The 21,650-nt window shown below is 53.9% G+C and carries 15 protein-coding genes; 8 read left to right on the top strand and 7 right to left on the bottom strand.

All coding sequences use genetic code 11. From position 1 onward, the window contains the following. Nucleotides 1-290 precede the first annotated feature (290 nt). On the top strand, nucleotides 291-3,254 hold the full coding sequence (locus HHO50_RS21500) for an ATP-dependent DNA helicase (RefSeq protein WP_181304981.1): 2,964 nt from the start codon (nucleotides 291-293) through the stop codon (nucleotides 3,252-3,254). 125 nt (nucleotides 3,255-3,379) lie between these two features. On the opposite strand, the gene HHO50_RS05435 is transcribed toward HHO50_RS21500, so the two are convergent. Beyond that, nucleotides 3,380-3,562 carry a hypothetical protein gene (locus HHO50_RS05435; RefSeq protein WP_181304980.1) on the bottom strand — a complete coding sequence of 61 codons (183 nt, stop codon included), beginning with the start codon at nucleotides 3,560-3,562 and terminating at the stop codon, nucleotides 3,380-3,382. Nucleotides 3,563-3,945: 383 nt separating this feature from the next. Between HHO50_RS05435 and carB the strand changes: the two genes are divergently transcribed. Further along, nucleotides 3,946-6,759 (top strand): carbamoyl-phosphate synthase large subunit, encoded by a 2,814-nt coding sequence (carB, locus tag HHO50_RS05430; protein ID WP_181304979.1) that lies wholly within the window; start codon nucleotides 3,946-3,948, stop codon nucleotides 6,757-6,759. 122 nt (nucleotides 6,760-6,881) lie between these two features. Here carB and HHO50_RS05425 read toward each other — a convergent pair whose 3' ends face one another. Then, on the bottom strand, nucleotides 6,882-8,261 hold the full coding sequence (locus tag HHO50_RS05425) for an alanine/glycine:cation symporter family protein (RefSeq protein WP_370457525.1): 1,380 nt from the start codon (nucleotides 8,259-8,261) through the stop codon (nucleotides 6,882-6,884). 329 nt (nucleotides 8,262-8,590) lie between these two features. Then, nucleotides 8,591-8,995 (bottom strand): thiol-disulfide oxidoreductase DCC family protein, encoded by a 405-nt coding sequence (locus HHO50_RS05420; RefSeq protein WP_181304978.1) that lies wholly within the window; start codon nucleotides 8,993-8,995, stop codon nucleotides 8,591-8,593. Nucleotides 8,996-9,176: 181 nt separating this feature from the next. Here HHO50_RS05420 and HHO50_RS05415 point away from each other — a divergent pair, with 181 nt between their 5' ends. Both HHO50_RS05415 and HHO50_RS05410 read left to right on the top strand, forming a co-directional pair. Further along, nucleotides 9,177-9,602 carry a hypothetical protein gene (locus HHO50_RS05415; RefSeq protein WP_181304977.1) on the top strand — a complete coding sequence of 142 codons (426 nt, stop codon included), beginning with the start codon at nucleotides 9,177-9,179 and terminating at the stop codon, nucleotides 9,600-9,602. A 104-nt stretch (nucleotides 9,603-9,706) separates the two neighbouring features. After that, a complete protein-coding gene (locus HHO50_RS05410; RefSeq protein ID WP_181304976.1) occupies nucleotides 9,707-11,212 on the top strand; it encodes an HTTM domain-containing protein in 1,506 nt (501 codons plus the stop codon). Between the two features lie 64 nt (nucleotides 11,213-11,276). Here HHO50_RS05410 and HHO50_RS05405 read toward each other — a convergent pair whose 3' ends face one another. Next, nucleotides 11,277-11,780, bottom strand: a complete 504-nt coding sequence (locus HHO50_RS05405; protein ID WP_255478610.1) for a hypothetical protein — start codon at nucleotides 11,778-11,780, stop codon at nucleotides 11,277-11,279. Nucleotides 11,781-12,045: 265 nt separating this feature from the next. Between HHO50_RS05405 and HHO50_RS05400 the strand changes: the two genes are divergently transcribed. Further along, entirely contained in the window at nucleotides 12,046-13,359 is a 1,314-nt protein-coding gene (locus tag HHO50_RS05400; RefSeq protein ID WP_370457524.1) for a DEAD/DEAH box helicase, read from the top strand. Nucleotides 13,360-13,501: 142 nt separating this feature from the next. Here the strand turns inward: HHO50_RS05400 and HHO50_RS05395 are convergent, their stop codons facing one another. Next, nucleotides 13,502-13,876: a hypothetical protein gene (locus HHO50_RS05395; RefSeq protein WP_181304974.1), complete on the bottom strand. Its 375-nt coding sequence runs from the start codon at nucleotides 13,874-13,876 to the stop codon at nucleotides 13,502-13,504. Between the two features lie 269 nt (nucleotides 13,877-14,145). Between HHO50_RS05395 and HHO50_RS05390 the strand changes: the two genes are divergently transcribed. Next, nucleotides 14,146-15,303 carry an AI-2E family transporter gene (locus HHO50_RS05390; protein WP_181304973.1) on the top strand — a complete coding sequence of 386 codons (1,158 nt, stop codon included), beginning with the start codon at nucleotides 14,146-14,148 and terminating at the stop codon, nucleotides 15,301-15,303. 196 nt (nucleotides 15,304-15,499) lie between these two features. Continuing rightward, complete coding sequence (locus HHO50_RS05385) at nucleotides 15,500-16,792, top strand: M20/M25/M40 family metallo-hydrolase (protein ID WP_181304972.1); 1,293 nt, start codon at nucleotides 15,500-15,502, stop codon at nucleotides 16,790-16,792. Between the two features lie 257 nt (nucleotides 16,793-17,049). Here the strand turns inward: HHO50_RS05385 and HHO50_RS05380 are convergent, their stop codons facing one another. Continuing rightward, complete coding sequence (locus tag HHO50_RS05380; protein WP_181304971.1) at nucleotides 17,050-19,452, bottom strand: TonB-dependent receptor; 2,403 nt, start codon at nucleotides 19,450-19,452, stop codon at nucleotides 17,050-17,052. Between the two features lie 37 nt (nucleotides 19,453-19,489). After that, on the bottom strand, nucleotides 19,490-19,969 hold the full coding sequence (locus HHO50_RS05375) for a GNAT family N-acetyltransferase (RefSeq protein WP_181304970.1): 480 nt from the start codon (nucleotides 19,967-19,969) through the stop codon (nucleotides 19,490-19,492). A gap of 423 nt (nucleotides 19,970-20,392) precedes the next feature. Between HHO50_RS05375 and HHO50_RS05370 the strand changes: the two genes are divergently transcribed. Further along, the gene (locus HHO50_RS05370; RefSeq protein WP_181304969.1) at nucleotides 20,393-21,589 is read left to right on the top strand and encodes an NlpC/P60 family protein; all 1,197 of its coding nucleotides are present in this window, start codon (nucleotides 20,393-20,395) and stop codon (nucleotides 21,587-21,589) included. Nucleotides 21,590-21,650: the final 61 nt, after the last annotated feature.

Genomic DNA, 21,650 nt, shown 5'->3' with positions numbered 1-21,650 from the left:
CGCGCGTTATGTGCGGCTTTTTTCGTTTTAGGGGTGTTTTGTAGAAATGAGGCTTGAAACAAATCCCCTTCTTATCTTTTCTATGGCGCGGATTTACTTCCGTGACTTTCTGAACCGTCAGCGAGAGTCACGGAAGTAAATCCGCGCCATAGTACCGGCAAAGTCTTTATCAGTTTTCAGCCTACTTCCAGAAAACAGGCTCAAAACAATCCCCTCTAACCAGCTTAGCATCCAGTACTATTTTGACACAAATCCCTTAGCTTAGAGTACCTTTGCCCTCTGCTAGACGTGTGAAAGAGATCCTGATGAAAGCTGCTTCCCCATCCTTTGCCCTGGTGCATTTATTCGCCACTGGCTCCTATGGCTCCAAACATGGGCTGCTGCAGGTGGGGGTATTGTCTTTGCAAAAAGGAAATGCGGTGCTGAAGGAATGGTTCGTCAACCCCGAGGTGGAGTTTGGCCGCAGCGTGCAGAAGCAGTCCAAAATTAGCAAAGAACAGGCGAAAAGCGCTCCCCTCTGGCAAGATGTAAAAGCCGAGGTGCAGGAACACCTGAGTTCATTCACGCACGTGTTTTTCTTCCAGGAACGGCATGAGCAAACCTGGCTGAAACATTACATTCTGGCGGGCATGCCCACGCCGCCCGTCCTTGCCGATTTGGCCGTGCTGTCCTCGTTCTTTCTGCCGCACCTGAACCTGATGGAGCTGGCAGACGTGGTGGCGCTTTCCAGTGCCGCCCAGAAAAAGCCCGCTTCGCAGCCCATGCACGTCGCCTTGGCGGCTTTGCACACCCAGCTTTTCAAACTACTAGAAGTGCTGTTGCATAAAATCCCCAGCACCCCGGAAGACGAACTCGGTGCCCCGCCTCTGTTCCTCCAACTCCTGCGGCAGGTGCTGGACTTGGGCACCGTGTACATGGGCAGCGCCTGGCGCACCCTGCAAGCCGCCGCCGAACACATTGAAACGCTGGAGCCGCTGGACTTGCACTGGCTCACGCCGCCGCTTACCTCAGCCGTGCCGGTGGCGCCCTACCATCTCCGGAAGCTGCTTTCCTCCTGGCTGCCTACCGTGACAGACACCACCGCGGTAAAACCCCGGGTAGACATCGCCCAACCTTCTGACCAGCTCATTCATGATGCCCTGCACGCTTGGTACAAACAACACAGCCTGCCGGAGCGCTACGCCCAGATGCAGTACGCCCAGTTCTGCAACAAGGCCCTCACCGACAAAGGCACGTTTGTGGCCGAAGCCGGAACGGGCACCGGTAAAACCATGGGCTACCTCATGGCGGCCGCCGAATTGCTGCGCTTAAACCCCGGCCGAAAAGTAGTGGTGGCCACGGCTACCAAGAACCTGCAGGAACAGGTGATGCAGGGCGAAATTCCGCGGCTGCGTTTCAAGGGTGGTTTACACACGCACTTAAGGCCTGCCATTGTGAAAGGCAAGAACAACTATCTCTGTATATCCGCCCTGCTGGATTTGTATGACGAGTTGGTGGTGCAGGAAAAAGGCACCATCCGCGAGGGGCTGAGCTGGCTTTACTTGGTGCTGCGCGTGCACCACACCCAGGGCGAAGTGGAGGAGATTCCGCAGAACATCAGGGCGCTGCTACCAGACACCTACCGCCTGCTCATGGAGGCCAACGCGCAGGAAGTCTGCGTGCCCAAGCTTTGCCTGGAACCCGCCAAGTGCACGTACGCCCGCCACATGGAGTTGGCCTACGCGGCCGATATCATCGTGACCAATCACCACAAATTGCTGCAGTTGCCGCCCAAGCTCACCGAGCTGATTAAGCACTGCATCATTGACGAGGCCGACCAGTTCCCCGATTTCGCCCGAAGCGCCCTGAGCATGAACTTCAGCCTGGGAGTGGTGGAAGCCCGGTTGCTGCGTCCAATGCTGGGCAAAGATTACCGAAAAGGCTTCCTGGACATTGTGGCGGAACGGGTAGTGAATCACGTGGAATCAGAAACGGCCCAGCTGGTATTAACTGAGATTGATTCCATCCACCGCGACTGCGACACCATCAGAGCGAGCGGTGAACTCATTCAGGCCTTGCCTATTCAAGGCGAGCAGCGCTGGCAGGAAGAAGTGGCCTTGGAGGAAAATGGCCGTTGGGTAAAGAGAGAATTCAGCGCCGCTATTGAACAGGCGTTGCAGGAGCTGCTCACGGCCATCCAGTTTGTGGCCGGTAAGATAGACCGCATCCTGCGCCTCCTGAAACAGCCCGAGGACAAGACCTTCAGCCGCCTGGAAACCTACAAAGAGAAAGCCGCCGAGTTCGCTGATTCGCTCCAGAAAATCACCAGCGATTTTCCGGCCCGTAAGTGGATTCATGTACTGGAAAAGAGCGGCCAGAACTGGTCGGTGAGCAAGATGCCGTACTACCTGCAGGACGAGATGGAGAAGCTGCAGAACGTCTATCCTAGTCTGCTGTTCACCTCGGCCACGCTGTACGTGGGCGGCAACACGCAGTACTTCAGGAACCAGTTGGGCCGCCAGGAGCCGTTTGCGCAGGAAGTACGCTACCTCTCGCCGTTCAACTATGAGCAGCAGGAAAAGGTACACGCCGTGGTGCCCGCGTTCATTCCCTGCTATGAACACAAGATGGCGCAAGACCAGAAGCAGGCTTGGTTGCAGACCTCCATGGAAACGCTGTTCAAGTGCATTGTGGCCCTCAATGGCAGAACGCTGGTGCTTTTCACCAGCCGACGGGACATGGAAGATGCTTACCGTTGGCTGCACTCCCGCTTGCCCGCCTATGACATTGAATTGCTCAAACAGGAAGGAACCAGTCTATGGGAAATCAGACGTTTCCGGCAGGAAGAGCATTCGGTGCTGCTGGGACTTGACCGCATGTGGTCGGGGGTAGATTTCCCGGGCGTCACGCTCTCGCAGGTAATTGTGTTCCGGTTGCCTAATCCATCGCTGGGGAATCCGTTGGTGGCGCACCGCCGCGAAGTAGAGGGTGGACTGTTCTGGAGTAAATTCTACTATCCGGCCAGCCAACACAAGCTTCGGCAAGGCTTCGGGCGTTTGGTGCGGCGCGAGAAAGACAAAGGCGCTTTTGTGATTCTCGATTCTCGGGTGCACCACACGGCCCGTATGCAGCACCTTAAAGACGAATTGCCGGTAGACATCACGCCTTTCCATGCGGGTGAGGAAATGGAGCACTGGCTTTTGAAAACGCTCTTACCAAAGCTGGAATTGGCCTCTGAGCGGGAGCGCCGGGGAGTATCGTTCTCGCCATCGTAAAGCGTTTCAGGGCTATTTTCTGGAAATTGGGTCTGAAACGCACCTGCATTGCACGTTCGCTCCCCTTTAAAGAGGTAAGGGATGACGGCTAGTGCTGCTACTATGGTTCTTGCTGTTCGGGAGTTCTACTCCCGAACTTGTCTGCTGCGGAGTTCCACTCCGCCGGGAGCCACGGGCAAGAAAGGGGAGTAGAACTCCCCGGCAGGTTTCTTCCGGAGTAGAACTCCGGAAGAGCGGTTACGTTTCAGGGCTATTTTCCAGAAAACAGTCCCGAAACGCACCTGATTAACTTCAAGCTTTCTATCCATTGAAGCCTCACATCAATTTAATTGTCCCAAAAAAGTAATGATTCCACTCGCGCGCGTCCCGCGAGTGTGCTGCGTATCGTTTTCGTAACCTTAACCGTTTCGGGCCTGCTTTTCAGAAACCAGCCCTGAAACGCACCTATTCAACCGCAAGCTTCCTCTCAATATTCGCTCCTAAGTACATCTCAGCAGCCTAGCTCTTCATTCTTCTGCTTCGGGTGAACTCTCCCCTACTCTCTTGTTGTTCCAATTCGGCTTCTGCGTTCAAGCTGATTTCCAAGCAGTTTAGACAAAGAAGTGAATAATTCACCCGCCCAAAGCAGATTATTGGCTAATTCTCAACTTTCTACTTTAACTTTGGGCAATTTATACATACCGCTTTACTAATGCCGAAAGATAATTCCATTAAGTCAGTCTTAATCATTGGTTCCGGCCCCATCGTAATTGGGCAGGCCTGTGAATTTGACTACGCTGGCTCCCAAGCCTCCCGCTCCCTGCGTGAAGAGGGGATTGAGGTAACCCTCATCAACTCCAACCCCGCCACCATCATGACCGATTCCATCACTGCGGACAACGTGTACCTGAAGCCGCTGGAGAAAAAGTCGATCATTGAGATTCTGGAGAAGCACCAGATTGACGCCGTTCTGCCTACCATGGGCGGACAAACGGCGTTGAACCTGGCCATTGACTGCGAGAAAGCCGGTATTTGGAAAAAATACGGCGTAAAGATCATTGGCGTGGACATTGCCGCCATTGAGACCACTGAAGACCGCGAGAAATTCCGCCTGTTAATGATTGAGCTGGGCGTGAACGTCTGCAAAGGCAACACGGCTACCTCATTCCTGGAAGGCAAGGAAATCGCCCAGGAAATCGGCTTCCCGCTCGTGATCCGTCCGTCGTTCACCCTGGGGGGAACCGGTGGTGGTTTTGTGAATACTCCAGAAGAATTTGATGCGGCGCTTACCCGCGGTCTGCACGCCAGCCCTACCCACGAGGTACTGGTGGAGCAAAGCATCATGGGCTGGAAAGAGTACGAACTGGAGCTGCTGCGCGATAACATCGGCAACGTGATCATCATCTGCTCCATTGAGAACTTTGACCCCATGGGCATTCACACCGGTGACTCCATTACCGTAGCCCCGGCCATGACGTTGCCAGACACCATCTACCAACAGATGCGGGATTTGGCGATCAAGATGATGAACGGTATTGGGCAGTTTGCCGGCGGCTGTAACGTACAGTTCTCCGTGAACCCCGAGGATGACACCATCATTGCCATTGAAATTAACCCACGCGTGAGCCGCTCTTCGGCGCTGGCTTCTAAAGCGACTGGGTACCCGATTGCCAAAGTAGCCGCCAAACTGGCCATTGGCTACAACTTAGACGAACTGAAAAACTCCATCACCAAAACCACGTCGGCGTTCTTTGAACCCGCATTGGACTACGTGATTGTGAAAATACCGCGCTGGAACTTTGACAAGTTCAAAGGCGCAAACAAACAACTTGGTCTGCAGATGAAGTCGGTAGGCGAGGTCATGGGCATTGGCCGTACGTTCCAGGAAGCCCTGCAGAAGGCTTGCCAGAGCCTGGAGATCAAGCGGAACGGCCTGGGTGCCGATGGCAAGGAGAAAACGAACTATGACCAGCTCATGTACAGCCTGGAGCACCCTAGCTGGGATCGTCTGTTCACCATCAAAGACGCCATGAAATTCGGCGTAGCCACCAGCACCATCCAGAAAGTCACCAAGATAGACCCTTGGTTTCTGCAGCAGATTGAGGAACTGGAACTCACCGAGCGCGAGATCCTGAAATACACCCTTGACACCATTCCGGTGGAATTGATGCGCACCGCCAAAGTAAAAGGCTTCGCCGACCGTCAGCTGGCGTACCTGCTGCGTTGCAAAGAAAGCCAGGCGCATGAGAAACGCACCAGCATGGGCATCAACCGCGTGTTCAAGATGGTAGACACCTGCGCCGCTGAGTTTGAGGCCGTTACGCCGTACTACTACAGCACCTTTGACGGCGAGAACGAGAGCAAAGTCTCTGACCGCAAAAAAGTGGTGGTACTGGGCTCGGGCCCTAACCGCATTGGGCAGGGCATTGAGTTTGACTACTCCTGCGTACACGGGGTTCTGGCGGCCAGTGAGTGCGGGTACGAAACCATCATGATCAACTGCAACCCAGAAACGGTGAGTACAGACTCTGACATTTCAGACAAGCTGTACTTTGAGCCGGTGTTCTGGGAACACATCTATGACATTATCCTGCACGAGAAACCCGAAGGCGTTATTGTGCAGCTAGGCGGACAAACCGCGCTGAAACTGGCCGAGAAATTGACCCGTTACGGCATCAAGATCATGGGAACCACCTATGAAAGCCTGGACTTAGCCGAAGACCGCGGTGCCTTCTCTACCCTCCTGAAGGAGAACAACATCCCGTACCCGCCCTTCGCGAGCGTGACTTCTGCCGAGGAAGCCTTGGAAGTGTGCAAAGACCTGAAGTTCCCGCTGCTGGTGCGCCCCAGCTACGTACTGGGGGGCCAGAACATGAAGATTGTGATCAATGAGAAGGAACTGGAAGCCCAGGTGCTGGACATCCTGAAGGACAGCCCCGGCAACCACGTACTTTTGGATCACTTCCTGGATCGCGCCATTGAAGCCGAAGCCGATGCCATCTGCGACGGCGAAAACGTGCACATTTTAGGTGTGATGGAGCATATTGAGCCGGCCGGTATCCACTCTGGGGACTCGTATGCGGTGTTGCCGCCGTTTGACTTGAGCGAGAACGTGCTGAACCAGATTGACGAGTACACAAAGAAAATCGCCTTGGCGCTGAATACTGTGGGTTTGATCAACATCCAGTTCGCCATCAAGAATGAGATTGTGTACATCATTGAAGCCAATCCACGCGCCAGCCGCACGGTGCCGTTCATTGCCAAAGCGTACCAGGAGCCGTATGTGAACTACGCCGCCAAAGTAATGCTGGGCGAGAAAAAGGTAACCGATTTCACCTTCAACCCGGTGAAGAAAGGCTACGCCATTAAGGTACCGGTGTTCTCCCACAGCAAGTTCCCCGAGGTGAACAAGGAGCTGGGGCCGGAGATGAAATCTACCGGTGAGGCCATCTACTTCATTGACAACCTGGAAGACGACTACTTCACCAAGATCTACGCTGAGCGGAATCTGTATCTGAGTATGTAAGTTGGTAGCAAAACTAGAGTACTAGAAAAGGCTGTTCCAAGCGGAGCAGCCTTTTGCGTTTCGGGGCTATTTTTCTAAAAACAGCCCCGAAACGCAAACATTGATTTTCTTTCCGCGCAGTTCTAAAACCGCTGGATCTTTCCCGCCTTCAACCTCGCCAGGTAATCTTTGGAGGCGGCCATCACTTTAGGCGACAGCACCAGCGCGCAGGCCATGGTAGGAATGGCCATGAGGGCGAAGGCGGTATCTACCAGATTGATGACCGAGGTAATGGTCACAATGGATCCGATGATGATGGTAAAGATGTAGAAGTAGTCGTACAGGCGGCGGTATTTGAACCCGAACAGGTAGGTAAAGCACTTAGAACCGTAGTAGCAGTACGAGAACAACGAGGTGAACGCGAAAATGAACACGCAGATCACCAACAGGTACTTGCCCACGTGCGGCATGGCGGCACCGAAGGCCTGGGCTGTCATGGAAACCCCGTTGCCGCTGTTCGTTTCCCAGACGCCCGTCACCAGAATGGCCAGCCCCGTCATGGTGCAGACCACAATGGTGTCAATGAACGGTTCCCACATGGCCACCAGGCCTTCGCGCACCGGCTCGTTGTTCTGCGACTCGCCGTGCATCATGGCGGCGGTACCAATACCGGCTTCGTTGGAGAAGGACGCGCGGCGGGCCCCCATGATAATGACCTGCATGACGGCCCCGCCCATAACGGCGTTACCGGTAAACGCATCCTCAAAGATAAGCGCGAACATATCTGGCACGGCGGCTATGTTGGAGAAGATGATGTAGAGCACCGAGCCGGTGTACAGCACCACCATGAGCGGCACCAGCTTGGTGGCCACGGCAGCAATGCGCTTGAGGCCGCCAAATAGAATAATAGACACCAAAAGTGCCATGGCCATGCCCATAAACAAATTAGACAGAAAGGCGTCTTCGCCCACCATGCCGCTGGGTCTCAGCACCACATCGGTGATGATCTGGGTAAGCTGGTTGGCCTGAAACATGGGCAACGTCCCGAACAAACCGGCAAAAGCGAACAGAACGGACAAAGGCTTCCATTTCTTTCCCAAGCCTTCGGTCACCATGTACATGGGCCCGCCTTCCACCGCGCCCAGTTCGTTGCGGCCCCGGTACATGATGGAGAGCGTGCAGGTAAAGAACTTGGTGGCCATGCCCACAAAGGCACTCACCCACATCCAGAACAGCACGCCGGGGCCGCCCATGGCAATGCCCACGGCCACGCCACTTATGTTTCCCATGCCAATGGTAGAAGCCAACGCGCTGGCCATGGCCTGGAACGGCGTGATTTGCCCGGCTGCGTTAGGGTCTTGGTATTTCCCCTGCAGAATATGGAGGGAATGCCCCATCATCCGGAACGGGATAAGGCGGCAGTAGAGCATCAGGAAGGAACCACCGCCCATGAGCAGGAGTAGCAACGGCATGCCCCAGGCCAAATTACTGGCCTGGGCTAAAAAAGCATCTATTTTTTCCACTACGTTTCTATCAAATTAAAATGAATAAGCCTGCCGTCACAAAGCAGGGCGTAAAAGTAAGTGCCGTTTCTGACTTCTTTTCACAAAATCGGGTTAAAAACAGTTATCTCTATAGATCAACTAGAGAAAATGTAGGCAAAATGGTTTCCGTCCGTTTCTATTGGGGAAGATACGCTCTGTTTTGGGCCTGTTTTCAGGAAATGAGCCCCAAAACAGTTTATCGGTTTACCTTACCGCGCATTCACCCTGCCAGGAAGGCAAGATTTGGGACATTGATAGCCGTCTGGAGTAAAGCCCCAAGCTACTCAATGCCTTTTATGCGTGGCATCTCAGGAGAGAAACCGGGCTTTCAGGGCTGGGGTGGGCAGCATACAGCTTTCCTGCCGTCCAAACCACCGGTACCGGTTACGCGAAACCCAGTCGTAGAGCGGGTCGCGGAGGAAGGGAGGTACCAGCACCAGCGCATACAGCAAAGACCAACCTTCGCTTAGGCGGCGCACAATGCGCAGCGCGGCGGCAGAACGGGTATAGAGCTGTCCGTTTTCCACCAGCAAGACACTTTTGAAGTGCCCAGTTGGCAAGCCATGCGTGCTTAGTACTTCCTGCCCTGCCTCAGACTGCAAGGACGCAAACCGGAAATAACTTTTAGGGTCATGGTTGATCACAAACTGCACAAATCCGTTACAAAGGTTACAGACGCCATCAAACAGGATAGTAGGGGAAGAAGGAAGCATAAAGCCTTTGGATTATAGAGGAAGGTCTGTATTGGTACGCGTAAAAGTACGTAATCGTTAAAGAACTTCTCTGCAAATGAATAATTTTCATTCAAATATGGCACCTTTCTAAGAACTGTGCGTAAAACGATGAACTTGAAAAAGTAAACCATTTATCACCATTCATTAACCTGTCAAAACTATGAAAAAGACATTTGTAAACATGTTCGCAGTTGCCGCCATGACAGCAGCTTCGGCACTAACGTCATGCTCTGGTACCGGTGAAACCACCACAGACACCACTTCTACTGACATGAGCACCGAATCTGGTACTACTACCGGTACTACCGGAACCACTGGCGGCGGCACCACAGGCACTACCTATGGCACCACTGGTACCACTACCGGAACTACGGGCACTACCACTGGCACAACTGGTACAACCGGAACTACAGGTACTACAACTGGTACAACCGGAACCACAGGTACTACCACTGGTACTACCGGCACCACTGGAACTACTGGTACAACCGGCACCACTACAGGTACTACTACCGGAACTACTGGTACTACTGGTGGAACCACTGGCACCACTACCGGAACTACAGGTGGTACTACCAGCCGCTAGTAAATTGGAATAAACGTTCTTAGAAGCGTTGTGATATGGAAGAAAAGGCAAGGCCCAATGGTTTTGCCTTTTCTGTTTTCCCTCTTTTTTCAACCCTCCTCTCTATGCATCTACTTAGACAGTATCTGCATCGCGTATTCTATACAGATACCCGGGCACTTTCTTTTATGCGGATATGGGTAGCCAGTGTCTTGTTATTGGACATCGGCATCAGGGCTTCTGATATGGAGGCGCATTATTCCAACATGGGCGTGTTGCCTTTGCATGTGCTGCATGCCAATGCCTGGAACCAGTACTTCTTCTCTTTGCATGCGCTAAGCGGCCTGTGGCAGTTTCAGCTGGTTCTCTTTGTTCTTGCGGCGGCGGCGGCCATTTGCCTTCTGCTGGGGTATCACACCCGCTGGGCCACCTTCATTTCCTGGATTCTGCTGGTCTCGCTGCACAACCGCAACCCGCTCATCACCCAATCTGGCGACAGCCTGCTCCGGATGCTGCTTTTCTGGGGAATGTTTTTGCCCTGGCACCGGCATTATTCCGTAGATGCGCGCCGTTCCCTTACCTCAGAAACATCGCCCCACTACCTCAGCATGGCCTCAGCGGCCTATCTTCTGCAGGTGGCCTGGGTGTACGTGTTCACCGCATTACTGAAAAGCGGGCCCGACTGGACTACTGACGGCACCGCCCTTTACTACGCCCTCAGCATTGACCAGATCCTGATGCCCGGGGGGCGAATTCTCTACCAGTTCCCGCTGCTCATGAAGCAGCTTACGCACGCCACGTACTTTGCAGAGCTGTGGCTGCCCTTTGTGTTGCTCATTCCGTGGCGTACCACGTGGTTCAGGATGCTGTTCTTTGTAGTCATTGCGGGCCTGCACATAGGCATCAGTCTGTCTTTGTTTGTGGGTTTGTTTTACCTGATCAGTATCTCGGCGGTGATAGGGTTGCTGCCTACTCCGGTTATGGACACGGTAGACCGGTATCTGCGGGCAGGGTACAACAAGCTGCATAAACGCTGGGCCAGGCTGGGGAAAGGCATGCGCTCCCCGGTAGAACTGCAGATGAAGGTGAAGTGGAATCAGCCGCGCTGGGCAGAAGATTACCACCTCAAATACATGAGAGAGGGTCTGGTGCTGGCTTGCTTGGTGCTGGCTTTTTGGTGGAACCTGAGTACCCTGGGCAAGCCTTCTTTCCAGGTACCGGCTAATCTGCACTGGGCCACCCTGATGCCCAGGTTAGACCAGAACTGGAGCATGTTCGCCCCCAACGTTTTCAAAGAAGATGGCTGGTACGTGCTGGAAGGAATCACCAACAGCCAGCATAAAGTTGATCTAAACCAACAGGGCAAAGAACCAGATACCGCCAAACCTGCCTCGGTGGTGAGCCTCTTCAAAAACGACCGCTGGCGTAAATACTCAGAGAATTACCTGTTTGTGCCCAATGAGTACATGCGGCCTTACTACTGTTTTTACCTGCTGCGCCGCTGGAATGAGTCTCACCCTCCCCAGGAACAAATCAACGAGCTGTCAGTGATCTACATGAAGGAAGTCTCGCTCCCAAACTACAAAACAGAGCCCGTAAAGCGCGAGGTGCTCTGTCATTGCAAGCCGTAGCCGTTTAGGGGCTACTTTTGGAAAAACAGCCCCTAAACGGCTTTTATTGAAAGTCATCCACTACTTACACTTTCACCTTCCGCAGCCACTTAGCCACGCCACCGGCCACTACACCAGCCAGCAGGTAATAGCCGATGGTGAGCGCCTGGGTCTGTTTGGTTCTGGCGCTGGGGGCCACACCTAAGCCCATGGGGCCTGGTAAAATCACGCCGCCTACGCCCGCCGCCGCACCCAGGATAGTACCGCGCCACCAGGCTTTCTTACCGGTGCCGGTTAAGCTGTAGTATAAGCTATTGGAGACAATATCGCCAACCAGAGACCAGGTGTGCAGTCTGCCATGGTCTGGCGGAGTCTGGCCCGCGTAGCGCAAGCCCTTGGCAATGGCCCGCATGCCCAAAATGTCCATACGTGGGGCATTGGGGTAAAACCGGCGCACACTTTCATGCACCAGGGTAACGGCAACGGCCCCGGCCAACCCGCTGAGGCCAGACCGGAGCCATTTGTTCAGCCTTTTCTTAGATGCCTTTCTGGTAGTTTTATTCCGCTTAGGGGTAGTTTCACGTTCCATATTCTTTTGAGTTTACGCGTGCTCCTGTTCTGTTACATGGTTTAAACCGTTTTTAGCCGCGAAGGTTGTCCTGCCCCAACGCCGCTTAAACCCAGAGGCTTGTTTCTGGCTTAGTCTGCCCAAAACAGGCCAAAAACAGAGACTGAATCTTTTTCCCTATCTTTGTGTCTTCTAAGGATAGGTGCCAGCTTGGTATCTTTTTTATTCATGCCTGGCCACTACTTTACGGCCATTATTCTTTATAATGACTTTTTCAGAACTAAATTTGATTGAACCTCTCTTGCAAGCCTTGCAGGAAGAGGGATACACCAACCCCACCCCCATTCAGGAACAAGCCATTCCGCCGGTATTGAACGGCGATGACTTGTTGGGCTGCGCCCAGACCGGAACCGGTAAAACCGCGGCGTTCAGCTTACCGTTGCTGCAGCGTTTGCATGAGGCTGGCCCGGCACACCCGGCCAAAGCCATCAGAGCGCTTATCTTAACCCCAACCCGCGAGTTGGCGCTGCAGATCGGTGACAGCATTCAGGCCTACGGCCGCTACACCAAAATAAAATACACGGTTGTCTTTGGCGGCGTGGGCCAGGTACCGCAGGTAGAGCAGATTAAACGCGGCGTAGACATTGTGGTGGCTACCCCGGGCCGTCTGCTGGACTTAATGAACCAGGGACTTTTATCCCTGAAACACATAGAGACTTTTATCCTGGACGAGGCCGACCGCATGCTGGACATGGGCTTTATCCATGATGTGCGCAAAGTGATTGCCCAGATACCTTCTAATCGGCAGACGCTTCTATTCTCGGCCACCATGCCGCAGGAAATCCAGAAACTTTCGGCCAGCATTCTGCGCGACCCGGTGTATGTAGAGGTGACGCCGGTATCCAGCACCGTTGAGAAAATTTCCCAAAAAATATACTTCGTGGATAAAACCACCAAGCGGGCGTTGTTGAAACATCTTCTGAAGGGCGATGAGATTCAACGGGCGTTGGTTTTCTCGCGCACCAAACACGGCGCAGACCGCATTGCCAAAGAACTCTCCAAAGCAGGTATCTCGGCGCAGTCCATCCACGGCGACAAGGCCCAAAGCACCCGCGTGAAAGCATTGACGCAATTCAAGAACAATGAACTGAAAGCCCTGGTAGCCACTGACATTGCGGCCCGCGGCATTGACGTTGATGACCTGACGCACGTCATCAACATAGACCTACCCAATGAACCCGAGACGTACGTGCACCGCATTGGCCGTACCGGGCGGGCGGGTGCCGAGGGAATGGCCCTTTCTTTCTGCGATGACACCGAACTGGCCTACCTGCGGGACATTGAGAGACTCACCAAACAAACGATTCCGGTGGAAGAGGATCAGCCTTTCCACGTAGATTATGCCAAACTTCCGCTGGCCGGCGGAAAAGCGACGGATAAAGCAGCCCGAAACGGCAGCGGCAACGGTGGGCAAAACCGAGGCCCTAGAGGCGGCGGCGCCCAGGGTAACAGACGCCCAGATCAGCGCCGGGCCTCTTCCGGCGGCCAGAGCAGCAGCGGCGGAAACAGAAATCCATCCGGAGGCCGGGGCAGAAGCTAAACGCTCCTTCTAAAAACAGAAAAGCCGAACACGTAAAAGTGCTCGGCTTTTCTGTTTCTGATACACTAGTTTCTAAGAAGAGTTAACCACTCTCAGAGCGGTGCTCCTCTTTCTAGCTAGTTGTCAGCTATTCTTAAAAAGATTAAGAATCGTACTGGCCAGAAGTATGTTGGTCAGTAGAGGCATACTGGTTTTTAGAAGCTTTGTTTTTCTTGCCAGCTTTGCCAAGCTTCGGCATTTTGGCTTGTCCAATCCAGCCTTGGTTGCTGGCTACCCAGTAAGAAGCACCCAGAAGAGCCGCACCACCTAATACTTTTTGGGTAGTGCTCATGCCGCTGTATGAACGGGAAACGGTAGTTCCCAGGTCTTTCACAGACTGTGGCATCTGGATGTTGCTAAGGGCCCCCATCATGCCGCCTTTTCCTTGGTTGCTGGATGAGTTCTGCGCTGAATCTTGTGAGTAAGAAGTGGCATCTTGCGCTGCAGAACCTGGCTGATTGTTAAATTGATTTTCCATAATTTTTTAAGATGTTAGATGTTTAGATCGTTTCGTTCCCAAAGCAAACCGCCCTGGCTCGCCGTCTTGCTTGAGCGGCGAATTCATTTTATCGCAAACGCGCCCGAATAGTTGCGTTCCCCTCTAACTTTTCTTATATTTTTTCAGATCCATCTTCTCTGGAAAGGCACCGCCCAACGGCCTTAATATATTACAGATAGTATATACCGTTTTAGACTTTTATTCCGTAAAAGACCTTAGAAACAACCAAATACATATTCCCTATTCCTATGCCGCTTCCTGTCTCTCCCACCCCAGGCTCGCGAGACCACCTGCAGGTGTTCCTCCGCAAAGTATTAGTTGTGGCACTCCTGGTGATCGTGCTCTTTCTGGGTTACACCGTAATCAAGCTGGCGTTTCAGGTGTTTCTGGTCTTCTTTGCCGCCATCTTGTTTGGCATTCTTCTGCACGGTCTCAGCAGTTTCCTGCACCGGCACCTGAAGTTGCCGTACAAGTGGTCTTTGGGGGTGGTCTGTCTGTTGTTGGTGGCCTTGTTGGCAGGGTTTCTCATGTATTTAGGCCCTACCCTGTCTAAGCAAGGGGAAGAGTTGCGCCAGAACCTTCCGGCTACGTTAGAGGGGCTAAAAGCGAAGATATCATCTTTGCCTTACGGAGAGCAGTTACTGAGACAGATTCCGCCGCCGGAGCAACTTTTGAAAGGGCAAGGCTCTGGCACTGTCATGAAAAACGTCTTTTCGGTTTTCTACTCCACTTTTGGGGTATTAGCCAATATCTTGATTGTGCTGGTGATAGGCATTTATTTAGCCATCTCGCCGCAGGAAACCGCCAATGGGTTAGTCCGGCTGGTGCCAAAGCCCCGCCGCCCCCGGGCCCGGGAGGTCGTCCATGTGCTGCGGTACACCCTGTGGGGCTGGCTTAAAGGCACCTTATTGGCCATGGCCGTGATTGGCACGCTTACCACCCTGGGCTTGTGGATCATTGGTGTGCCAATGCCTCTGCTGCTGGGGGTGTTTGCGGGGCTTATGGAGTTCATTCCCAACATTGGCCCTTTCATAGCCGGGCTACCCGCCGTGGCGCTGACCTTGGTGCAAGACCCCGGCAAAGCCCTTGCCGTGATTCTGTTTTTTGTGGTGCTCCAGAGCCTGGAAGGGTACGTGCTCACGCCTTTGGTGCAGAAACGCATCATTGACCTGCCGCCTATCTTGACCATTATGGGCCAGTTGGTGCTGGGGCTTATAGCCGGTTTCTGGGGATTGCTCTTAGCCGTGCCCTTGGTAGCGGTTTTGATGGTGCTGGTGAAAATGCTCTACATTGAAGATGTGCTGGGGGATCACGGCGTTGAGGTGAAAGGCGAGGAAGAAGCCATTGCCCAGGAAGAAAACCGCCCTACCAATGCACAAAACATGCCAGCAGAACCCGGCTCGTAAACCGTCCTACCTCAACCCCAGTTTACGCCTTGTTTAGATAGAACAGCCTTAAAACCAACGGCTACCCTCTCAGAAAGCCAGCCAAGGGGGGATAAAACAAACGATTCTATCCAAAAGGCAGCCGTATAGGCTAAATTCTACAGAAGAGACTATCTTTACCCCGTCTTCCAGTTGTCATCTCACCTTCGCCAAACCTATGATTCTTAAGAACGCCTTTGCCCTCTGCCTCGCCCTGCTGCCCCTCACTGCGGTTTTCGCGCAGAAAGGCATCCAGCAGAAAGACGTGACCCGCCTCATCCGTACCCTGGCCGCCGATGACATGATGGGCCGCCAGACGTTTACGCCCGGCATTGAGAAAGCCGCCGAATTTATTTCCAATGAGTTCAAAGCCATCGGGCTGAAGCCTTTAACCGGCGACACAGATTTCCGGCAGGACTTCAAAATGTACGCCTTAAAACCCGGCAAAGCCGATGTGACCCTTAACAAGCAGTCCCTCAACCCCGAGGATTTTTTTTACAGCACCGGGCACCGCAAATTTGAGTGGGAAGAAAAAGCCCCCAAGCCCGTGTTCATTGGCGAGAACGATGATTTCAGGCAAGGCCTTACCACCGCCCGCAGGTTGGGCAAAGACGTGCTGGTAGTGGTGCACCCCAAACATCAGGAAATATTCAAGCGCTATGCCGGGTCGTTCCGGCAGGCCAGACCGGTGATGGAACTGGGAAAAGGCAACACGCTCATCTTCGTGCTTTCTCCGCTTACTGAAGTAACATCCTTCAACATTGAAATCAAGAATGACGCAGAGGAAATGCCCCTGGCGAACGTGGCGGGCATGATTCCGGGCAAGCGGGCGAATGAGTTCGTGGTTTTCTCGGCCCACTATGACCACATTGGCGTGATGCAACCCGTAGCCGGTGACTCCATCGCCAACGGGGCCGATGACGATGCCTCTGGCACAACTGCGGTGATTACGCTGGCCAGACACTTCAAGAAGCAACCCAAACCAGAGCGCACCCTTATTTTTGTGGCCTTCACGGCCGAGGAAATCGGTGGTTTTGGTTCCCAGTACTTCTCCCAGCAACTGAACCCCGATGAGATTGTGGCCATGTTCAACATTGAGATGATTGGCAAAGGCTCCAAGTTTGGGCCTAACAGCGCCTACATCACCGGCTTTGAGAAATCAGACTTCGGGACGCTGTTACAGCAGGCCGTGAAAGGCACGGCCTACAACTTCCACCCAGACCCGTACCCCAGCCAGAACCTGTTCTACCGCTCAGACAATGCCACCCTGGCCCGCCTGGGCGTTCCGGCCCACACCATTTCCTCGGTACAGATTGACCAGGACAAACTCTACCACTCCGTGAACGATGAAGTGGAAAGCCTAGACATGGCCCACATGACCAACATGGTCAAAGCCATCGCCCTGGGTGCCAAAGACTTTGTGCAGGGCAAGAAAACCCCTAAGCGCGTAGACAAAACGCAGGTGCAGTAAGGTTTTAGTTGTTAGTTGTCAGTTGTTAGATTTTAGACGCTGGGAAAGAGACTGTAAAAGGACGAGGCTCCGTTTCAAGGCTGTTTTTAGTTAAACAGCCTTGAAACGGAGCCTCGTTGCATGGTTGCCTGGCAAGAGATGCCAAGGCTTTCTCGTTAAACTCCTTCCTCTTTTGTCATCTTGGAAAGCATGTTTTTGGAGGGGTGTTTCAAGCATGTTTCTGGCAAAACAGCCCCAAAACAGAACTGCTTTTCCGCTTAGAAATTTCCGCGTAAAGTCAACACCAGATTCCTTCCCGGCGCGCTCACGCCCGAGGCATACACCCGGTAAAACTGATCCAGCATATTCTCCAGTGCCGCCTGGAATTGCAGTCTTGGGTGAAATTGGTAGGCAGTCCGCAGGTTCAGCGTGTACCAAGCCGGCACGCCCTGCGGCGTGGCGTATTGCAGGTTGTCTTCGCCCACGGGATTGTAGTCCTCCAGTTGTTTCCAGCCGTTGTATTGCACAAAGAACTCTGTGCGGAACTTAGGCAAGGTCAGAAATAGGCTCGTTTTCCCGAATACCGGCGGAATGTGGTCTAAGGGAGTATTCACCGGGTCTGCCTTGATCCGGCCCCGGGTGTAGGTGAGCGTAGAGGTTAATTGGAAGGCCTGGGTAATGTCTGCGTTCACAGACCCGGTGAAGCCGTACACGTAGGCCTTGTTCGCGTTCACGCTGGCCACCACGCGGCTGCGTTGCCCGTTGTACGCCAACTCGGGTTGTCCCTGGAACAGGAAAGGCTGCGTGGTGATGGCATCGCGGTACCAGGTGTAGAAACCGGTGCCTTCCACCCGCACGCTTTGGGCCACGGTTTTCCCGATGGTGAGTTCAGCGTTATAGGTGTACTCTGGTTTCAGGTCGGGGTTAGGCACCACCAACTGCCCGGCCACCGATTCAAACACCTTGGCCAGGTCATCTACGTTGGGCGCCCTGAAGCCCGAGGAAGCCACGGCGGCAAACCGCCACTCATGCCCCGGCTGATACACCAAGCCCAGGTTGCCGTTGACGGCGGTATTCTTTTGGCTTACTTCATCAAACGGAAACGGGAAAAAGCTTTTGTCCCTAAAATCGGCGTTCAGTTCTACCCGGCTCACCCTAATCCCATCAGAAAGTATCCATCGCGGCGTGATTTCCCAGGTATGGGTGACATACGCCGCCGCGGTGCGCATGTCTGAGCCGCCGCTGGGGTAACGGGTATCCAAGGGCGTGCGCGCACCGGTGACAAGGTCTGAACCATAGGCGCGGGAAGAAACTTTGTTGTACGTACCTTCCAGGCCGTACCGCAGTTCATGTTCGCCCAACAGGCGGCTGGCATCAGCGTTGAGGGTGTAGACGTCCACGTGCTCAAAGCGGTTCTGCAGCGGCCCCCGGTTGAAGCGGCGGTTGTGGCGGCTTTCCTCCACCCTCTGGTAGGCGGCAGTCACGCGCACATCCTCCAGCCAGCCTCGGCCTTGGGCCGCAAATGTATACGCCGCCAGCCAACGCTCCTGCGGGCCGTAGTACCATTCACCGTGGTTTAAAGTGCCTCGGGCATCTACCTCGGTGAGGCGGTCGTACCGTGGAATGTCTGAGGAAGTGGAAAACTGCAGGTTCAGTAAATGCGAGGTGGTAGCCGAGGACTGGAACAAGACTTTCTGCAACACATCGTACTGCTGGTATCCGGAGAATCTTTGCAGGTTGATGTTTTTATTGGGCACCATCACATCTTCCCCGTCTTGCCACGTTTGGTAGAAAGGCCGAAGCCCCCAGTTGCCGTAGAGAGGATTGCGGGTTGCGCCCTGGCGCAAATCATCGAAATCGGAATAGGTGAAGCTGGTAAAACTTCCCCATCTGCGCCCGCCCACTGAGAAATCCATGTGCCCGGTTTTCTCCTGATTGGCGGTGGCGTAACGCGTGAAGGCCCCGCCCGTCACGCGGGTACCCGAGCTGTCACCCAGCACGGGGTTCTTGGTGTAGAAATGCACCACGCCGCCCAACGCATCTGAACCGTACACCACCGAACCCGGCCCGAACACCACCTCCACTTTCTCCAGTGCCGCATTGTCTACCGTAATCACGTTCTGCAGGTGCCCGCCGCGGTAAATGGCGTTATTCAGGCGCACTCCGTCAATCACCATCAGAACCTTATTGGCTTCAAATCCGCGCAGAATGGGGCTGCCTCCGCCTGCCTGGCTTTTCTGCACCAGTATCTGCCCGGTTTGTTGCAGCACATCGGCGGTGGTCTGGTTGCTCTGGAAAGCTAGTTCCCGCGCGTTCAGTACCTGAATTTGCTGCGGCACATCGGCGCGCTTCTCCTCAAATTTACTGGCCGACACCACCACTTCGTTCAGGGAATAGCTGCGTTCTGTGAGCCCAACCTGGTACCGCAGGCCCGCCAATTGGCTTACCGCCAACGTGCGGGTCTGGTAGTCTGTCCGCTCAAACCGAAGGCTGTCGGTTTCCTGGAACCCCCTGGTGCTGAACCGGCCTTTGGCATCTGTGAGGAGGGCGCTACCGCCCTGCGTGGGCACCACCCGCACGCCTGACAGCGGCTGGAGATTCGCCCGGTCTTGCACCACGGCACTCTGCGCCGATGCCACCAAAGGTACCGCCACCAGCAACAGAGATAGAAGAGATTTCATAAAAAGAACTATAAGAAATAAGAGGGATATCTAAGAGTTAGAGCGCCAGTTCCATCTTGATGTCGGCGCGTTTGTATTCTTTCAGTTCATCGGGCACCTCCGCAAAACCCAGTTTGCGGTACAGGTGCAGGGCTGTTTCCAATTTTTGGTTAGAGAGTAGTATGAGGGTGGCGGCTCCCAGTTCTTTGGCTTTCTGAATGGCGGCCTCGCCCAGGCGTTTCCCAATCTTCAGCCCCTGGGCTTTGTCGGTCACGGCCATCTTGGCCAGTTCATAGGTCTGGTCATCTACCTTGATCAGAGCGCAGGTTCCTACTAGTTCGCCGTTATACTCGGCCATGAAAATATGGCCGCCTTTGGCAATGATGTAGCCGTCTGGGTCACCCAGGGATTTATGGTCAAGTTCCTCCATTTCAAAGTAACGCTCAATCCAGGCTTGGTTGAGTTCCCTAAAACGTGCGGCATGGGCGGGAGTATAGTCAATAATTAAAACGGGGGCGATGGTAGAGGCGGAATTCATAAAACTAAATCAATATAAGCCCCAAAGGTACGCAAAGCGCCTTGCGTTTTCAGGCCCTTTCCTAGAAAACAGCCTGAAAACGGGCACAACACCCTGCGGGTTTGTTGGGTTGTGCCGCCGCCCGAAGGCTTCTCATTTCTATGTGTATTCATTGCCCTAGTGCCTGCAAGTGCGCTTAAGGAACCGTTTGCCTTCTTTCCCGGTTTAGAAGAAGAAACACAAGTTGATTGCCGCCGCGCGGATATACAGGCAACCAACTCACCAGGAAATAGCCTCCTTCTTATAAAGTTTCTTTGTACCCTAGGCTGGAAAGACTTGTCTGCGACGGAAACAACATGGAGCAGAACACTTTTTAAAATTAATTAAGAATTACTTGCCAACCTGTTCTCCAAAAGCTTATATTGGCCCTCTAGGTCTACTTCTATGAAAAAAAGTCTCGCTGTTTTATTCCTGGGCTTTCTGATGTCCTGCGCGGGCAGCAAAACACCCTCAGAAATCTCCTCCGGTGCCGCCCCTGCGGTGGTGCCTTCGGCGCTTGCGCCCCATGTAGAAGCGGTGCGCCAGCAGTTTGCCCCTGACAAACGGGTAGCGCTGTTTGACGTGAAAACCAACGGAATTGTACTCACCGGCGAGACCAATATGCCCGCTGCCAAAACCGCGTTGCTGGAGCGGCTGCAGACGGCCGGCATCTCTTTCCAGGACAGGATTCAGGTATTGCCAGAGGCCGGGCTGAAAGATAACCACTTTGCGGTAGTGACGCTGTCCGTGGCCAACCTGCGCTCAGAACCCCAGCATCCGGCCGAGTTAGCCACCCAAGCCACCATGGGCACCCCGTTACGCGTCTGGAAACAGAAAAGCGGCTGGTACCTGGTGCAAACCCCAGACAAGTACCTGTCCTGGGTAGACGGCAGCGGCATCAAACTCATGGACGAAACCACCTTTGCTACCTGGCAGCAAGGCGAAAAACTGCTCTACACCAATCCATACGGGTTTGCCTACGCCGCACCAAACACCCAAGGTGCCACCGTTTCTGACTTGGTGTACGGCGATGTGATGGTGCTGAAAAGCCAGGGCAAAGGATTCCACGAGGTTTCTTTTCCCGATGGCCGTACCGCGTTTGTCTCTTCTACTGAAGTGCAGAAATATACTGACTGGGCCGCCACCCGCCAACCTACCGAACAGAATTTGGTGGAGACCGGCAAACGGCTTTTGGGCTTGCCTTACCTGTGGGGCGGTACCTCGTTCAAAGGCGTGGATTGCAGCGGCTTCACCAAAACCGTGTATTTCATGAATGGCCTGGTGCTCCCCCGCGATGCCTCCCAGCAGGTACACGTAGGTGAATTGGTTGACACCAAAGACGGCTTCCAGAACCTGCGCCCCGGCGATTTGCTTTTCTTCGGGTCACCGGCCAAAGACGGCAAAAATGAGCGCGTGGTGCACGTGGGCATGTGGATCGGGAACAACGAGTTCATCCACTCGGCAGGCCGGGTGCGCATCAACAGCATGGATCCTGCCGCCCCCAACCATGACGCCTCTGAGCTCAAACGCTTCCTGCGCGCCAAGCGGGTCTCTCCCCAGGCCTCGCTCATAGATTTACGCACGGCTTCGTTGTTCCAGTAGGATTTCCTTTTCCTTCATACAAAAGCCCTGTTTTAAGGCCGTTTTTATAGAAACAGCCTTA

The sequence above is a fragment of the Rufibacter sp. XAAS-G3-1 genome (assembly GCF_013623775.1).
Classification (GTDB): Bacteria; Bacteroidota; Bacteroidia; order Cytophagales; family Hymenobacteraceae; genus Nibribacter.
This window is presented reverse-complemented; position numbering and strand designations above follow the sequence as displayed.

Excerpts from the sequence above, each read along its gene's own strand:
- carB (WP_181304979.1), top strand. The coding sequence starts at position 3,946 with ATGCCGAAAGATAATTCCATTAAGTCAGTCTTAATCATTGGTTCCGGC.
- HHO50_RS05435 (WP_181304980.1), bottom strand. The coding sequence starts at position 3,562 with ATGGATAGAAAGCTTGAAGTTAATCAGGTGCGTTTCGGGACTGTTTTC.
- HHO50_RS05420 (WP_181304978.1), bottom strand. The coding sequence starts at position 8,995 with ATGCTTCCTTCTTCCCCTACTATCCTGTTTGATGGCGTCTGTAACCTT.
- HHO50_RS05375 (WP_181304970.1), bottom strand. The coding sequence starts at position 19,969 with ATGAATTCCGCCTCTACCATCGCCCCCGTTTTAATTATTGACTATACT.
- HHO50_RS05415 (WP_181304977.1), top strand. The coding sequence starts at position 9,177 with ATGAAAAAGACATTTGTAAACATGTTCGCAGTTGCCGCCATGACAGCA.
- HHO50_RS05390 (WP_181304973.1), top strand. The coding sequence starts at position 14,146 with ATGCCGCTTCCTGTCTCTCCCACCCCAGGCTCGCGAGACCACCTGCAG.
- HHO50_RS05410 (WP_181304976.1), top strand. The coding sequence starts at position 9,707 with ATGCATCTACTTAGACAGTATCTGCATCGCGTATTCTATACAGATACC.
- HHO50_RS05380 (WP_181304971.1), bottom strand. The coding sequence starts at position 19,452 with ATGAAATCTCTTCTATCTCTGTTGCTGGTGGCGGTACCTTTGGTGGCA.
- HHO50_RS05370 (WP_181304969.1), top strand. The coding sequence starts at position 20,393 with ATGAAAAAAAGTCTCGCTGTTTTATTCCTGGGCTTTCTGATGTCCTGC.
- HHO50_RS05405 (WP_255478610.1), bottom strand. The coding sequence starts at position 11,780 with ATGGAACGTGAAACTACCCCTAAGCGGAATAAAACTACCAGAAAGGCA.
- HHO50_RS05395 (WP_181304974.1), bottom strand. The coding sequence starts at position 13,876 with ATGGAAAATCAATTTAACAATCAGCCAGGTTCTGCAGCGCAAGATGCC.
- HHO50_RS05385 (WP_181304972.1), top strand. The coding sequence starts at position 15,500 with ATGATTCTTAAGAACGCCTTTGCCCTCTGCCTCGCCCTGCTGCCCCTC.